This is a genomic window from Mycobacterium sp. NGS45, from assembly GCF_059812645.1.
In genome coordinates, this window is the sequence record NZ_JCALDB010000014.1 from 91,540 (window position 1) to 105,805 (window position 14,266).

Annotated in this window: 20 protein-coding genes; 15 read left to right on the forward strand and 5 right to left on the reverse strand. The window is 65.0% G+C overall.

What is annotated here, in order from left to right:
* Positions 1-142 precede the first annotated feature (142 nt).
* The 4 genes from AC5Y3P_RS14570 (at position 143) to AC5Y3P_RS14585 (ending at position 3,345) form a co-directional block, all read left to right on the forward strand.
* Positions 143-724 carry an HdeD family acid-resistance protein gene (locus tag AC5Y3P_RS14570; RefSeq protein WP_126335781.1) on the forward strand — a complete coding sequence of 194 codons (582 nt, stop codon included), beginning with the start codon at positions 143-145 and terminating at the stop codon, positions 722-724.
* Positions 725-774: 50 nt separating this feature from the next.
* On the forward strand, positions 775-996 hold the full coding sequence (locus AC5Y3P_RS14575) for a hypothetical protein (RefSeq protein ID WP_126335780.1): 222 nt from the start codon (positions 775-777) through the stop codon (positions 994-996).
* A 55-nt stretch (positions 997-1,051) separates the two neighbouring features.
* A complete protein-coding gene (locus AC5Y3P_RS14580; protein ID WP_500046620.1) occupies positions 1,052-2,821 on the forward strand; it encodes an oleate hydratase in 1,770 nt (589 codons plus the stop codon).
* Positions 2,822-2,901: 80 nt separating this feature from the next.
* On the forward strand, positions 2,902-3,345 hold the full coding sequence (locus AC5Y3P_RS14585) for a hypothetical protein (RefSeq protein ID WP_500046621.1): 444 nt from the start codon (positions 2,902-2,904) through the stop codon (positions 3,343-3,345).
* A gap of 69 nt (positions 3,346-3,414) precedes the next feature.
* On the opposite strand, the gene AC5Y3P_RS14590 is transcribed toward AC5Y3P_RS14585, so the two are convergent.
* Together AC5Y3P_RS14590 and AC5Y3P_RS14595 are read right to left on the reverse strand one after the other, a co-directional pair.
* Positions 3,415-4,155: an HAD-IIA family hydrolase gene (locus AC5Y3P_RS14590; protein WP_500046622.1), complete on the reverse strand. Its 741-nt coding sequence runs from the start codon at positions 4,153-4,155 to the stop codon at positions 3,415-3,417.
* Between the two features lie 42 nt (positions 4,156-4,197).
* On the reverse strand, positions 4,198-4,308 hold the full coding sequence (locus AC5Y3P_RS14595) for a hypothetical protein (RefSeq protein ID WP_126335776.1): 111 nt from the start codon (positions 4,306-4,308) through the stop codon (positions 4,198-4,200).
* A gap of 116 nt (positions 4,309-4,424) precedes the next feature.
* On the opposite strand from AC5Y3P_RS14595, the gene AC5Y3P_RS14600 reads away from it, so the two are divergent.
* From AC5Y3P_RS14600 to AC5Y3P_RS14610, 3 genes are all read left to right on the forward strand, one after another.
* Positions 4,425-5,048 carry a TetR/AcrR family transcriptional regulator gene (locus tag AC5Y3P_RS14600; protein ID WP_500046623.1) on the forward strand — a complete coding sequence of 208 codons (624 nt, stop codon included), beginning with the start codon at positions 4,425-4,427 and terminating at the stop codon, positions 5,046-5,048.
* 75 nt (positions 5,049-5,123) lie between these two features.
* Positions 5,124-5,570, forward strand: coding sequence for an SRPBCC family protein (locus AC5Y3P_RS14605; protein ID WP_500046624.1), 447 nt, complete (start codon positions 5,124-5,126; stop codon positions 5,568-5,570).
* Positions 5,571-5,648: 78 nt separating this feature from the next.
* Positions 5,649-6,371, forward strand: coding sequence for a sensor domain-containing protein (locus AC5Y3P_RS14610; RefSeq protein ID WP_500046625.1), 723 nt, complete (start codon positions 5,649-5,651; stop codon positions 6,369-6,371).
* Positions 6,372-6,400: 29 nt separating this feature from the next.
* Here the strand turns inward: AC5Y3P_RS14610 and AC5Y3P_RS14615 are convergent, their stop codons facing one another.
* A complete protein-coding gene (locus tag AC5Y3P_RS14615) occupies positions 6,401-7,090 on the reverse strand; it encodes a GntR family transcriptional regulator (protein ID WP_500046626.1) in 690 nt (229 codons plus the stop codon).
* A gap of 95 nt (positions 7,091-7,185) precedes the next feature.
* On the opposite strand from AC5Y3P_RS14615, the gene fadD5 reads away from it, so the two are divergent.
* Both fadD5 and AC5Y3P_RS14625 read left to right on the forward strand, forming a co-directional pair.
* Positions 7,186-8,784, forward strand: coding sequence for a fatty-acid--CoA ligase FadD5 (gene fadD5, locus AC5Y3P_RS14620; RefSeq protein WP_500046627.1), 1,599 nt, complete (start codon positions 7,186-7,188; stop codon positions 8,782-8,784).
* Positions 8,785-8,805: 21 nt separating this feature from the next.
* Complete coding sequence (locus tag AC5Y3P_RS14625) at positions 8,806-9,498, forward strand: YoaK family protein (RefSeq protein WP_500046628.1); 693 nt, start codon at positions 8,806-8,808, stop codon at positions 9,496-9,498.
* A gap of 175 nt (positions 9,499-9,673) precedes the next feature.
* On the opposite strand, the gene AC5Y3P_RS14630 is transcribed toward AC5Y3P_RS14625, so the two are convergent.
* Complete coding sequence (locus AC5Y3P_RS14630) at positions 9,674-9,805, reverse strand: hypothetical protein (protein ID WP_500046629.1); 132 nt, start codon at positions 9,803-9,805, stop codon at positions 9,674-9,676.
* Between the two features lie 168 nt (positions 9,806-9,973).
* Here AC5Y3P_RS14630 and AC5Y3P_RS14635 point away from each other — a divergent pair, with 168 nt between their 5' ends.
* From AC5Y3P_RS14635 to AC5Y3P_RS14660, 6 genes are all read left to right on the forward strand, one after another.
* A complete protein-coding gene (locus tag AC5Y3P_RS14635; protein ID WP_500046652.1) occupies positions 9,974-10,261 on the forward strand; it encodes a colicin immunity domain-containing protein in 288 nt (95 codons plus the stop codon).
* Positions 10,262-10,323: 62 nt separating this feature from the next.
* Positions 10,324-10,761, forward strand: a complete 438-nt coding sequence (locus AC5Y3P_RS14640) for a DUF6188 family protein (RefSeq protein WP_500046630.1) — start codon at positions 10,324-10,326, stop codon at positions 10,759-10,761.
* A 75-nt stretch (positions 10,762-10,836) separates the two neighbouring features.
* Positions 10,837-11,190, forward strand: coding sequence for a hypothetical protein (locus AC5Y3P_RS14645; protein ID WP_500046631.1), 354 nt, complete (start codon positions 10,837-10,839; stop codon positions 11,188-11,190).
* 53 nt (positions 11,191-11,243) lie between these two features.
* Entirely contained in the window at positions 11,244-12,017 is a 774-nt protein-coding gene (locus AC5Y3P_RS14650; RefSeq protein WP_500046632.1) for a fructosamine kinase family protein, read from the forward strand.
* Between the two features lie 130 nt (positions 12,018-12,147).
* Positions 12,148-12,327, forward strand: a complete 180-nt coding sequence (locus AC5Y3P_RS14655) for a hypothetical protein (protein ID WP_500046633.1) — start codon at positions 12,148-12,150, stop codon at positions 12,325-12,327.
* A 37-nt stretch (positions 12,328-12,364) separates the two neighbouring features.
* Positions 12,365-12,853 (forward strand): hypothetical protein, encoded by a 489-nt coding sequence (locus AC5Y3P_RS14660; protein ID WP_500046634.1) that lies wholly within the window; start codon positions 12,365-12,367, stop codon positions 12,851-12,853.
* Positions 12,854-12,947: 94 nt separating this feature from the next.
* Here AC5Y3P_RS14660 and AC5Y3P_RS14665 read toward each other — a convergent pair whose 3' ends face one another.
* Positions 12,948-13,985 carry a phosphodiester glycosidase family protein gene (locus AC5Y3P_RS14665; RefSeq protein WP_500046653.1) on the reverse strand — a complete coding sequence of 346 codons (1,038 nt, stop codon included), beginning with the start codon at positions 13,983-13,985 and terminating at the stop codon, positions 12,948-12,950.
* Positions 13,986-14,266: the final 281 nt, after the last annotated feature.

A 14,266-nucleotide genomic window follows, 5' to 3' on the forward strand; every position in this document is an offset into this window, starting at 1 on the left:
GACAGCAGAATAAAACGTGGATTCGACGTAAGATCCGAAATGTATACCGGCGCGGGCAACTTGCCCGTGCCGGACCTTTGCCCCTGATGCGCGATCGCGGGGCGGGGTGCCCGTTGTCAGAGGTAGTCGTCGGAGGAGAAGTATGTCGTTATCCGGGTCGCTGATCACCCCCCGTTTGTTGCGTGCGCTCTGGCAGACCGCATTGGCCTGGGGCGTTTTCGCCCTGGTCCTGGGCATCCTGCTGCTGGTTTGGCCCACGATCTCGATCGTGGTCGCCGCCGTGCTGTTCGGGGTGTACCTGCTGGTGTCCGGTATCGCTCAGGTGGTGGCGGCCTTCGGCGCCGACGAGTCGGCGGGCACCCGGGTGTTGTTCTTCATCACCGGCGCGCTGTCGGTGGTGCTGGCGGTCTTGGCATTTCGGAACTTCGGCGAAGGCCTCGGCGTGTTGTTCCTGGCGATCTGGATCGGTGTCGGGTTCATCTTCCAGGGCGTCTCCGAAACCGTCCTCGGCATCAGCTATCCGGATCTGCCTGGCCGCGGTTGGCAGATCTTCCTCGGCGTGATCACCGTCCTGGCCGGGATGATCGTCCTGGCTTCGCCGATAGATTCCATCGTCCTGCTGGCGATCGTGACCGGTATCTGCCTCATCGTCGTCGGTATCGGGCAGATCGTGAAGGCGCTGAAGTTGCGCAGCGGTATCGGCCGAGCCGCCCCAGCGGCATAGGCCACCGCCGACACTCGAGGCTGAAATCGACTGAACCACAGGAGAAACACGTGAACGAATCGACCCTCACCCGGACTGTCATCGCCGCCGCAGGCGCGGCTCTGCTCGTCGTCGTGCTGCGGCTGTTCGGCCGGAAACGGTCCACGGTCAAGGCGACGGCGGCGGACATCGAAGCCATGATCGCGGCGCTGGATCCGGTGTCCCGGGCGGCGGTGCTGGCCCGCCTGAGCCATGACGGCGTGGACGTGGTGAAGGAGCGCCTCGGTCGCTGAAACCACTGGGTTCGGGTGCGTATCGCGCTGTCTTCAGTCTCGGAGGAGTTTAGTCTTGGAATACACTGCAGGAAACTACTATTCGTTTGTCCAGTCCCGTGCGCCGGAGGGCGTCGAACGTAAGACGGCTTGGTTCGTCGGTGCCGGTTTGGCGTCGATGGCCTCCGCGGTCTTCATGATTCGCGACGGCAAGATGCGCGGTGATCAGATCACCATCCTGGAGCGGTTGAAGCTCCCCGGCGGGGCACTCGACGGAATCAAGATGCCCGAGAAGGGCTTTGTGATCCGCGGTGGCCGCGAGATGGAAGACCACATGGAGTGCCTGTGGGATCTGTTTCGGTCGATACCGTCGCTCGAGGTTGACGGTTACAGCGTGCTCGACGAGTTCTATTGGCTCAACAAGGATGATCCCAACTCCAGCCTCTGCCGGGTGACCGAGAAGCAGGGACGGGACGCTCACACCGACGGCAAGTTCGGCATCGGCGCCAAGGTGCAACACGAACTCCTGAAGGTGTTCCTCGCGACCCGCGAGGAGATGGAGAACAAGCGGATCGACGAGGTGTTCGGCCGGGACTTCCTGGACAGCAACTTCTGGTTGTACTGGCGCACCATGTTCGCCTTCGAGGAGTGGCACAGCGCGCTGGAGATGAAGCTGTACCTGCACCGCTTCATCCACCACATCAAGGGCTTGCCCGACATGTCGACGCTGAAGTTCACCAAGTACAACCAGTACGAGTCCTTGGTGTTGCCCATGTATAGGTGGCTGCTCGATCAGGGCGTGACCTTCCGGTTCGAGACCGAGGTCACCGATATCGATTTCGTCTTCGACGGTAATCGAAAGCAGGCCAGCAGGATTCACTGGATTTCCGAGGGCGTGGCCGGAGGTGTCGACCTCGGGGTCGACGATCTGGTGCTGACCACCATCGGGTCATTGACCGAGAACTCCGATGACGGCGACCATCACACTCCGGCCAAACTGAACACGGGTCCGGCGCCGGCCTGGGATCTGTGGCGGCGCATCGCGGAAAAGGACCCGTCGTTCGGGCATCCCGACGTGTTCGGTGCGCACATCCCGAAGACCAAATGGGAGTCCGCGACGGTGACCACCCTGGATCACCGTATCCCGGAGTACATCCGCAAGATCTGTAAGCGGGATCCGTTCTCCGGCCGGGTGGTTACCGGGGGGATCGTCACCGCGCGCGACTCGAGCTGGCTGATGAGCTGGACGGTGAACCGGCAGCCGCACTTCAAGCAGCAACCCAAGGATCAGATCGTGGTGTGGGTGTACGGCCTGTTCGTCGAGACCCCCGGCGACTACGTCAAGAAGCCCATGCAGGATTGCACCGGCGAGGAGATCACCCAGGAGTGGTTGTACCACATGGGAGTTCCCGAGGAGGAGATCCCGGAACTGGCAGCCACCGCGGCCAAAGCCGTGCCGGTGATGATGCCCTACGTCACGTCGTTCTTCATGCCCCGTAAGGCCGGTGACCGGCCGCAGGTGGTGCCCGACGGTGCGGTGAACTTCGCCTTCATCGGCCAGTTCGCGGAGACCACCCGCGACTGCATCTTCACCACCGAGTATTCGGTGCGCACCGGAATGGAAGCGGCCTACCGGCTACTTGGTGTCGAGCGGGGCGTGCCGGAGGTGTACGGGTCGACCTACGACGTTCGTAGCCTCCTCAACGCGACGCTGCATCTGCGCGATGGCAAGGAGGTCGACATTCCGGTTCCCGAGATCCTCCGGAAACGGATGATCGACAAGGTAACCGGCAATGAGGTCGGCGAACTGCTGGCAGAGTACGGGCTGGTGCCCGCGGCGGACTGACGCTTCAACCATGATGCTTGACCTTTTCGATGGACGGTCGGGTTGAAAAATGTTGTGTAACAACGACGAGAGGTACTGATATGGCACTGTCGGATCAACTCGCGAAGCTCAGCGAGCAGACCAAGTCGCTCGAGGATTCCGCGCGCGCTGCCGAACAGCGGGACAAGGAGTGGGTTGCCAAGCGCGAGGGTGAGGTGAAGGCTTCCCTGGAGCGGAGTCGCGCGGAGGCTGAGGCGCAGGTGCAGGCCGACGCCGACGACGTCGCCAAGGGATGGCACAAACTGCAGCGTTCGGTCTCTGACGATTTTGACTCGCTGCGGGAGAAAGCCGGAAAGCGGCATGCCGAGCATCAGGCCAAGCGCGCCGACCGGGCCGCCGACCGTGCTGAGGAAGACGCGGAGGATGCGATCGCGTTCGCGATCTACTCCCTGGAGCAGGCCGAGTACTACGTGCTGGCCGCGGCGCAGGCGCGCCTGGATGCCGTCGACGCCGAGTTGAACGCGGAAGTCAAGGCCGCCGAGTAGTTTTCGCGCACTTCGCGACCGACGCTCGGCCGGGTATTCCGGCCGAGCGTTTTGCGTGGGGAGCCGAGCTCAGACCAACTCGATGACGTTGGCGATCGACGGCAGTACCCGGCCGGGGCGGAACGGATAGCGGGCGATGTCGGCCTCGACGGTCGAACCCGTCAGCACCAGGATGGTGTCCAGGCCCGCCTCGATGCCGGCGACCACGTCGGTGTCCATCCGGTCGCCGATCATGGTGGTGCTCTCCGAGTGCGCGTCGATGCGGTTCATCGCGCTGGGGAACATCATCGGGTTGGGCTTGCCGACGAAGTAGGGCTCGTAGCCGGCGGCCTTGGTGATCATCGCAGCAACGGATCCGGTCGCCGGCAGCGGGCCCTCGGCAGACGGGCCGGTCACGTCGGGATTGGTGGCGATGAACCGGGCGCCCTTGCCGATCAGCCGGATGGCCTTGGTGATGGCCTCGAAGGAGTAGGTGCGGGTCTCGCCGAGGACGACGAAGTCCGGGTCGACGTCGGTCAGGGTGTAGCCGACCTCGTGCAGCGCGGTGGTCAGCCCGGCCTCGCCGATGACGTAGGCCGAGCCGCCGGGCAATTGGGCATCGAGGAAGGTCGCCGTCGCGAGCGCGGAGGTCCAGATGGACTCCTCGGGCACGTGCAGCCCGGAGCGGACCAGGCGCGCGGCCAGATCGCGCGGGGTGAAGATCGAATTGTTGGTCAGGACCAGAAAGGGCCGGGCCTTGTCGATGAGTGCCGCCAGAAATTCGGCGGCACCCGGCAACGCGTGCTCCTCACGGACAAGGACGCCGTCCATGTCGGTGAGCCAGCATTGCGATGTCGCGCGCACGCCGGCGATTTAGACCGGGGGGTAGGCCGGGGGCGGATAGTTGCCGCGCAGCGCCCAGGGCAGCCACGAGAAGAAGTACTCGATCTCGTCGCTGGCGTCGTAGTCGGGATTCGGATCCATGCGCGAAGTGTAGCCCGCAGCGAGTCCCGCGCAGCGGGGATCAGGCCCATTGCCTACACTGGCCAACTAGTTGATTGGTTACCCGGGGTTTCCCCGCCGTACGCAGAGAGTAGAGAATGCCGCCAGAGAACGGCCAGACCCGCCGCGAAGAGTTGCTGGCCGTAGCCACCAAACTGTTCGCCGCCCGCGGCTACCACGGCACCCGGATGGACGACGTCGCCGACGTGGTGGGCCTGAACAAGGCGACGGTCTATCACTATTACGCCAGCAAGTCGCTGATGCTGTTCGACATCTACCAGCGGGCCGGACAGCGCACGCTGGCCGCCGTGCACGACGACCCCTCCTGGTCCGCGCGCGAAGCCCTCTACCAGTACACCGTGCGACTGCTGGAGCAGATCGCCGAGAACCCCGAAGGCGCGGCGGTGTACTTCCAGGAGCAGCCCTACATCGCGGAGTGGTTCACCGAGGAGCAGGTCGCCGAGGTCCGGGCGACGGAGACCCAGGTCTACGAACACGTGCACGGATTGATCGACCGCGGCATCGCCAGCGGCGAGTTCTACCCGTGCGATTCGCACGTGCTGGCACTGGGCTACATCGGGATGACGCTGGGTGCCTACCGGTGGTTGCGGCCGCACGGCCGGCGCAGTGAGAAGGAGATTGCCGCCGAGTTCAGCACCGCGCTGCTGCGCGGACTGATCCGCGATGAGCACACCCGGGTGCACTCACCGCTGGGTTCCTGACCGCGGCCGCGCCGTCCGCAGGCCCAGGGGCGGGCCGTCGATGCGCGACCGGGTCGGCTGGATAGGATCGCCGCCATGCCGATCGTGAGCAAGACCGTCGAGGTCGCCGCCGACGCGGAACTGATCATGTCGATCGTTGCCGACTTCGAGGCCTACCCGCAGTGGAACGAAGAGGTCAAGGGCTGCTGGATCCTGGCTCGCTACAACGACGGCCGACCCAGTCAGCTGCGCCTCGACACCCTGGTGCAGGGCATGGCGGGCACCTACATCCAAGCGGTGTACTACCCGGGGCCCAATCAGATCCAGACGGTGCTGCAGCAGGGCGAGCACTTCTCCAAGCAGAACCAGGTGTTTTCGGTGGTGGCGATGGGGCCGGTCTCGCTGCTGACCGTCGACATGGACGTCGAACTGGACACGTCCATGCCGGTGCCCAAGGCGATGGTCAAGAAGGTCGTCGACGACGCGCTCGAGCATCTGGCCAACAACCTCAAGACCCGCGCCGAGGCGCTGGCCGCCGGCTGACCGGGCGTCGCCCGGACGGCGTGCAGCACCCAGATTTGGCGCGGTCCAACGCCCGCTGACCTCGGTAGAGTTCTCTTTGTGGCCACCGAGACGGCCACCGGAGTCGAGTGGGGCGTGGGCATCGTGCGCAGCAGTCGTCGAGCGCAATGGGCAGCGCTGCTGAGCGCTGGAACCCTGACTGTGGCTGGTTGCGTCGCGCAGCAGAACGAACCCGCCCCAGAGCCGGCGGTGGATCGGTTGGCCACGATGTTGGCCGGCGAAGCCGAGGTCAACCAGATCATGGGCACCACCGACCTCACCGGCGACACCGTGCTGCACCAGCCCCTGGACATCCCCGAGGACGAGCAGTACTCGCGGCCGGAATGTGTGGCCGTCGGCGGCAATGCCGTCACCTCGATCCTGGCCGGCAGCGGCTACCTACAGTTGCGCGAGTTGGTGGTGTCGGACCTCGGCGAGAGGCTGGAGGTCGACCAAGCTGTCATCGAATTCGAGAACCCTTCTTCAGCACAGGGATTCGTCGACCACACGCTGGATCTGTGGCACCAATGCGCGGGAGAGGTGCTGGTGATCACCCATGACACCGGATACGTGCACCGACACGCGATGGCCGATCCCGAGGTGATCGACGGAGTGCACGTGGTGCACCTGGAGGCCGGCCCGGGTGCCAGTTACTCCTCGGCGCACGGCATCCGGGCCGACGGGAACCTGGTCGTGGACGTCCGGGTGAGCACGGCCGGCGCGGCCGACCGTGCGGCCGCAGCCCGCATGGTGAACGCGATCATCAACCGAAACGCCCTGTGAGAGAGCAGGTTTTGCTTCCTACGGTGAACTCAGCTCCACATCCCGTTGGCGTCGAGCAGCGCGGTCAGACGCTGCGCGCCGTCGGTGAATTGCCAGCCGGTCACTTCGACGACGGCCTCGACGTCGCGGTTGCGCAGCGCGGCGATCAGTTCGCGGTGGTTGGCCACCGCGGCCGCGCCCCAGTCCGGATCGTTGGCGTAGACCAGTGGCGGCATGTAGCGCGTGGCGTGCAGCAGGAACCAGGCCAGCTTCAGTCGCTTGGCCGCCCTGTTGAAGGTGCGGTGAAAGGCGAACTCGCTGTGCATGATCTCGCTGACGTCGCGGCGCTGCACCGCGTCGGCCAAGGTGTCGTTGATGCGCGCCAGGTCGTCGATGTCCTCGTCGGTGATCAGCCGGCAGGCGGCAGCGGCCAACTCTTTGGCGATGGTGGCCTGCAGCCAGAAGATGTCCTCGACGTCGGTGCGACTCAGCGGCTGCACCACGTGGCCGCGATGCGGCTCCAACTGGACCATGCCCTCGCCGCGCAACGTCAGCAGCGCCTCGCGCACCGGGGTGATGCTGACCCCGAGTTGGGCGGCGGTTTCATCCAGCCGGATGAAGGTGCCGGGCCGCAGTGTCCCGGTCATGATGGCGGCCCGCAGGTGCGCGGCGACTTCCTCGGAGAGCTGTTCGCGACGCAACGCACGGCGCGGCGGCGTGGCCTCAGCCGGTGCGTTCACGGGATCCTTCCAGGGTCGACAGCGGGCTTTCAGCAATGTTTGATCAAATGTAAGATCTTCGCAAGTCGCCATGCAATAGAGGGGAACCGAGAGCGTTGACCGCACAGCTGATTGACTACGTGGCCCTCCAGACCTCGACCGAGCAGCCGTACGCGTCCCGGCGCCAGAACTGGACCACCCAGCTGGCCCGGCACGCCATGATGCAGCCTGCAGACACCGCGATCCGGTTCATGGGCAACACGATCACCTGGGTCCAGCTGCACGAACGGGTCGGCAAGCTGGCCGACGCACTGGCCCGCCGGGGCGTGCGCGCCGGGGACCGGGTGATGATCCTGATGCTCAACCGGCCCGAGTTCGTCGAGTCGTTCCTGGCCGCCAACCTGCTGGGCGCCATCGCGGTGCCGGTGAACTTCCGGCTCACCCCGCCGGAGATCGCATTCCTGGTCGCCGACTGTGAAGCCGCCGTCGTCATCACCGAGCCGGTGCTGGCCGCCGTGGCGACCGGCGTCCGGGAGATCGCGCCTGCGCTCGAGACCGTCATCGTCGCCGGCGACGGCGACCAGGACGGCGTGCTGGCCTATGAAGACCTGATCGCCGAAACCGGTGATCCGCACCCGGTCGCCGACATCCCCAGCGACTCCCCGGCGCTGATCATGTACACCTCGGGCACCACCGGACGGCCCAAGGGTGCGGTGCTGACCCACACCAACCTGATCGGTCAACTGATGACCGCGCTCTACACCAACGGTGCGGACATCAACCACGACGTCGGCTTCATCGGGGTTCCGCTGTTCCACATCGCCGGCGTCGGCAACATGTTGGGCGGACTGATGCTGGGTCGCCCCACCGTGATCCACCCGCTGGGCGCCTTCGAGCCCGGCCAGCTGCTCGACGTGCTGGAGGCCGAGAAGGTCACCGGCATCTTCCTGGTTCCGGCCCAGTGGCAGGCGGTGTGCGCTGCCCAGCAGGCCCAGCCGCGTGACCTGTGTCTGCGGGTGCTGTCCTGGGGTGCCGCACCGGCCTCGGACACCCTGCTCCGGCAGATGGCCGAGACCTTCCCGGACAGCAAGATCCTGGCCGCGTTCGGCCAGACCGAGATGTCCCCGGTGACGTGCATGTTGGTGGGCGAGGACGCCATTCGCAAGCTGGGTTCGGTCGGCAAGGTGATCCCCACGGTGGCGGCGCGGATCGTCGACGACAACATGAACGACGTGCCGATCGGCGAGGTCGGTGAGATCGTCTACCGCGCGCCGACGCTGATGGCCGGCTACTGGAACAACCCGAAGGCCACCGCCGAGGCGTTCGCCGGCGGCTGGTTCCACTCCGGCGACCTGGTGCGCCAGGACGAAGAAGGCTACATCTGGGTGGTCGACCGCAAGAAGGACATGATCATCTCCGGCGGTGAGAACATCTACTGCGCCGAAGTCGAGAACGTCCTGGCCGCGCACCCGCAGATCGTCGAGGTGGCGGTGATCGGTCGGCCGCACGAAAAGTGGGGCGAAGTTCCGATCGCGGTGGCGGCGGTCAGCGGCGACAGCCTCGAACTCGCCGAACTCGCCGAGTTCCTCGACGAGCGGCTGGCGCGCTACAAGCAGCCCAAGGGACTTGAGATCGTCGACGCGCTGCCGCGCAACCCGTCGGGCAAGGTGCTCAAGACCGAACTGCGGGAGCGGTTCGGCCAGGCCGCTGACTGAGCGCGGTGCGATACTAGGGGGGTGGCTGTCGCCTCCCCGGTGTCTGACCGTCTGACCACCACGGCCCTGTTGCTGCTGACGTTCGCGACGGGCCTGGTCGACGCGGTCAGCGTGCTGGTGCTCGGGCACGTCTTCGTCGCCAACATGACCGGCAACGTGATCTTCCTCGGGTTCTGGTTCGTCCCGCATTCCGGCGTGGACCTGACCGCAGCCGTGGTGGCGTTCGCCGGGTTCCTGGTCGGCACCGTGCTCGGCGGGCGCTTCGCCCGGCACCTCGGCCATCAGACTCGACTCTGGCTGACCGCCGCGCTGAGCTTCGAGGTGCTGGCGCTGGTGACGTTGGCGGTGCTGGCCGGTGCCGGAGTGCTGGATTATCAGGACAACACCAAGTTGGTCCTGATCGCCGGTCTGGCCGTGGTGTTCGGCAGTCAGAACGCCGCGGCCCGGCGGTTCGGGGTGCAGGAGTTGTCCACCACCGTGCTGACCTCGACGATCGTCGGCCTGGGCTATGACTCGCGGTTGGCCGGCGGCACCGGTGCCGGTGAAAGACTGCGCTACACCGTGGTTTTCACGATGCTCGGCGGTGCGGTAGTGGGGGCGACGATGACCAGATTCACGGTGGCCCCGGTGATCGCCCTGGCTGCTCTGGTGGTGGCCGCGGCACTGCTGATCTTCCGGCACGGGGGCGCGGCCGAGGTTTCCGACGCGGGGTAGCTGCGGATTCCGTGGTGACCCGCAGGATCTGGGCCCGCACCCGTCGTGGCCGGGCTTACCTTCGTGTGACCCGCCCCGGATCCGGGCCCGCACCCGTCGTGGCCGTGGAAACCGTCCCACCTCCGTCGTGAACCGTTAATTGTGAACGCATTTCCCGAGTGGAGGCGTTAACAATTCACGGTTCACGAACCGGGCGGGTCGATCTGACGGCGATGCGCAGGGTGATCAGCAGTTGCACACCGGTCAGCACGGCCAACGTGACCAGGATCGAGGATTCAAGCAGTTCGAGCAGGCGGTCAGGAACCATTTGGACGACGGGGCAACGCTTCACATCCATGGAACGTATCGAGGAGGCCCGCCGATACTGAACTACAATCCGAATACCGGCCTGGTGGTCGTACAACGGCCGAATTCTGGGCCGGGTGGCGCCTCGACCCCCGTCAAGTCTGGACGTTCTTCAACGAGGAGCATTGCGATGGCCAAGAGCGATCGTCACGTTGTATCCAAATTCCTTGTGCTGCTTGACAGATTCATCGCAGACGAGATCAGCGCGCCTGAGTTTCAGTCGCTTTACCTGTCCACCATGAAGCGCGACGACTACATGTTCGATGACGAACTGTTTGACGTTCTGCAAAGGATGTTCAGTGACGCCGATACCTATGTAAAGTATCCCGAACTAAGAGACCCGGGCGACTACGACGACGATCAACTCAAGGCACGCGCGGTGTGCGCGCGGCATGCGCTGTGGGATCGGGGGTATTGAAGGCACGCGCGGTGTGCGCGCGGCATGCGCTGTGGGATCGGGGGTATTGAGTGACGTGGCCGATGACTGCTGAGTCGTCCGAAGGGATGGAACCCCTGAACACCTACGTCGAAGGTAAGACGGTTCTCGACGTCTATGTGGGATACACCGTCCAGTTGTACCTCACCGACGATTACTTCATTCAAGTCGAGACGACGTGCACGTTGCAGAAGGGCGGTAAGGAGAACCGTTGGACGTCAGGCAGCGAAGACAATGTCGCACAGCCGTACCTCGACTTGGTCGGCGACACGATCGTCCACGCCACCATCACCGAGTCCAAGACATTCGACGTCTCATTCGTCAGCGGCGCTCGGTTCCATGTCGAACCGGACCCGGCGTACGAGTCGTGGTCGATCAATGGCCGCTACGGGGTATTGACCGTGTGCATGCCGGGCGGAGACTTGGCAACCTGGCCCGAGCGCCACGAACCCCCCGGTACGTCCGGAGACGTAGTGGTGTGACCCGATTGACCTTTGAAATTTGGAAGGTGTTGAACCAGCATGGGTTTCATTCGCGTGCGGGATTTGGGGAATTGAGTGACGCGGCCATTGACTGCTGAGGAGACCGCACTCATCGCGGCGGTCGTCACCGCCGCGACGGTGCCGGAGTCCGAGCGGCTGCTGGCCGATCTCGCGGCGGCGTCGACCCCGTCGGCATCGAGCACGACGTGGGTCATCGACATCGCGACCGCCAACCGGGGGCCCGGCGTCGACCTTCCGAATGGTCCGCTGCCGGTTCGGGCATTCGTGCCCGATCAGGTGCACTGCCAAGGCGAGGTCCTGGTCTGGGTGGAAGGGGGGCATCTGTCCGGACTGGAGTACGCCTGGGTGAGCGACGATCCTCCGACGCGGTGGCCGCGACCCGACGAAGTCGAAATCGTCCCCGGGTAGCCGCGGCACCGATCCCAGCCAAACCTGGCCGGGTGGGCGTGCATACTCATTAGGTGCGCACCTTCGTCAAACGCAGCTTGACCGCGCCGCCGGGATTCTTCGGCTGTGAAGCGGCTGGCCTGCAATGGCTTTCGGCAGCCGGCGGTGCACTGTGCGCCGAGTTGGTCGGGTGCGATGAGACCAGCCTGACCACCGTGCACCTGGACCGGGTGGCACCGACTCGGGAGGCCGCCGTCGACTTCGGCGCGGGGTTGGCCCGCACGCACGACGCCGGTGCGCCGCACTTCGGTGCCGGCCCACCGGACTGGGATGGGCCTGGCTACTTCGGGCCGCTGCAGAACCCGCTGCCGATGAGCTACGCGAGCTATGAGACCTGGGGCCGCTTCTACGCTGAACAGCGGCTGCAGCCGATGTTGGACCGGGCCCGCGACCAGCTCAGTGCGCAGGTGCTCGAGGACGTCGATGAGGTCGTCACCCGGTGCGCTGCCGGTCAGTTCGATGACGACGACGCTCCGTCGCGCATCCATGGCGACCTGTGGAACGGCAACCTGCTGTGGGCCACCGACGGGGCCACTTTGATCGACCCGGCCGCGCACGGTGGGCACCGGGAATCCGATCTCGCGATGCTCAGCCTGTTCGGCTGTCCGCACTACGACGCGATCATCGACGGCTACCAGAGTGTCCATCCGCTGCGCGACGGGTGGCGGGAGCGGCAGCCGCTGCACCAGCTCTTCCCGCTGCTGGCGCACGTCGCGCTGTTCGGTGTCGGCTACGTCCACCAAACCCACGCGGCCGCACACAAAGTCCTGGGTTTGACCCGGATCTGAGATCGTCGAGTTCGGCCGCGCAGCAGTGCGGAATTGGTGTCCGGTGGTTCGGGTTCGACCTAGGCTGGATTGCAGGTCGAACCCACCTCGGCTTCGATCGACAGGTCCCGAGTAGTTCGAGGAGGTTTGGGTGGCTGTTCATCCGGTGATACATGTCGACCTGCTGTCATCGCAGACGCTGGCCGACCGTGCCGACAGCTTGGAAGCGGAACTGGCCACCATCGTCTCCGGGTGGAACAACCTTCGTGCCACGGGGTCCGGCGTGGCAGCAATGTCGGACGACCTCAGTTGGTTCCAAGGGCAAGTATAAAGTGACCGCGCAGAGTCGAGAAGAAGTCGCTGCCATCTTGAGCGTCGTGCTGTCCAAGCGCGTCGACAGGATTCGGCGTATCTATTGCTCGTTCAAGGACAAGGTCGATGACCATGAAGGCCCGCTCGAGCTGACGTTCGATGATGGGTCCACCCTCAGGTTCGAAACTGCTTCAGACGGGGAAGGACTTGTCCTCGGACGGGGTCCATGGCTGGATCCTTTCGAGGGCAAGCTGTCCGATGTGAACCGTGATTACATTGAGCGTCACGGTAAGTGGACGGTATTCGACGTGACTGGTCAACACCCATACGACGCACTCCGGGGCGGCCGGATTCTCGACGGCCGCATCATTGATCTCGTCGAGCAGCAATCCGGTGCGGACGACGCTCCATCGGCACCGACCAGCGAACTCACCCGTCTTGACCTCGCGAAGACCGTCGGCGTAGTCCTCAGCATTGGTCGATGTGAAGTACGCGCTGAAACGGTCATGGACGAACTGCGGGTTACAGTGCAACTCGCCGCGTGAATCCTGAAGTCCCGACGACGACATAAGACGGACCAACAGGAGAGAATCCCGTTGCCGCAGGGGCTTTCGCTGATCGCGACGCTTCGCCGACGCCTTAGCTGAACGCCAACCAACTCGGCAGGGCGCGCTCCTTGGAGTCGCACAGCACCTGGCGGGTGTCGCAGGAGCCCTTCGGTACCCCCGCGCCGGCCCACATGCCGCCGGTGTCGCGGCGCAGCACGATCGCCGAGGAGCCGCCGCCGTCGAGCAGGATGGCGGTGTCAGATCCCAAGGCCCGGAACAGATCCTGGATCTGATCCGGGGTGTAGCTGCCGCCCTGGAAGACGTACATCTCGTCCTTGTCCCGGGAATAGGCCAACGCCGTCCGAGCAGCCGACGGGCCGCCGTCGTTGAGCTGTCCGGTGTCCCCGGGTGCCAGCAAGCCGATGCCGCTGACCGCGACGAACCGGACCCCCTTTCCCATCAGGTCCTGGATCACCGGGGTGGCGGCGTCGTAATCTTGAGGGCTCTTGGGCGGCACGACGAACGGCGCGCCGGCCACCGGCAAGATCATCGTGGTCAGCGCGGACCACACCTCGTTGCCGCCGGACAGGCCCTGCTTGCCGGCGTAGGCGATGGTCCCGGTGATCGGGACGTTGGCCTTGCCCTGCCCGCGGGTGTTGTCGACGTAGGCGCCCAGCGGCGAACTGCAGCCGGTCTGCTTCCAGGAGCCGCCCTTTTGGCCGCGCACATCGAAGAAGTTGGCGTTGATCGCGATCGTGGGTTGTCCCAACGCCTGCCAGGCGGCAACCGGAGGATAGATCTCGGACGCTTGATACAGGCCCTCGCCGGTGCGCGCACCCGGGGTCCGTTCGCAGCGCGCCTGGTAACCCTGGTGGGAGTCGACCAGCAGACGCGGGGTCAGCCGCTGCGAGGCGGCCTTGATGATCATCAGATGCCCGCCGTTGCTCAGCTCGTACCAGTTGCCGCCGGCATTGAGCATCGGGGCCGGAGCGCCGCCGCCGAAGTTGTACACCAGATACGAACCACGCGTGGTGGCAATGGCATTCGCCAGCAGCTCACGCCCGTCGGCGGCATGCGCGGTCGGTCCGGCCGCCAACGCAACGGCCGTTGCGGTGAACACTGCCAGCACGAGTGCGACGCTGCGGCGCACGGCGACTGCAAGGGTCTTCACGGCAGCCCTTTCTGCACCGACCAGCGAATACGATAAAGGAAACAATAATCACAGCCGCCACACTGTCAACATTGATAACAGTGCGATTTCGATTTGGCGGCGTCCGAATCACGTTCTGCGGGAGTAGGTTTGCCGAATCCGCGGGACCGAATTGCGCGCGGACAGCAAGTGTGTGGCTGTCAAATGCGCGCTGATTTCGCGAAAGCGTGCAAACTTCTGAGCCGAGCTGGTGACGGCGC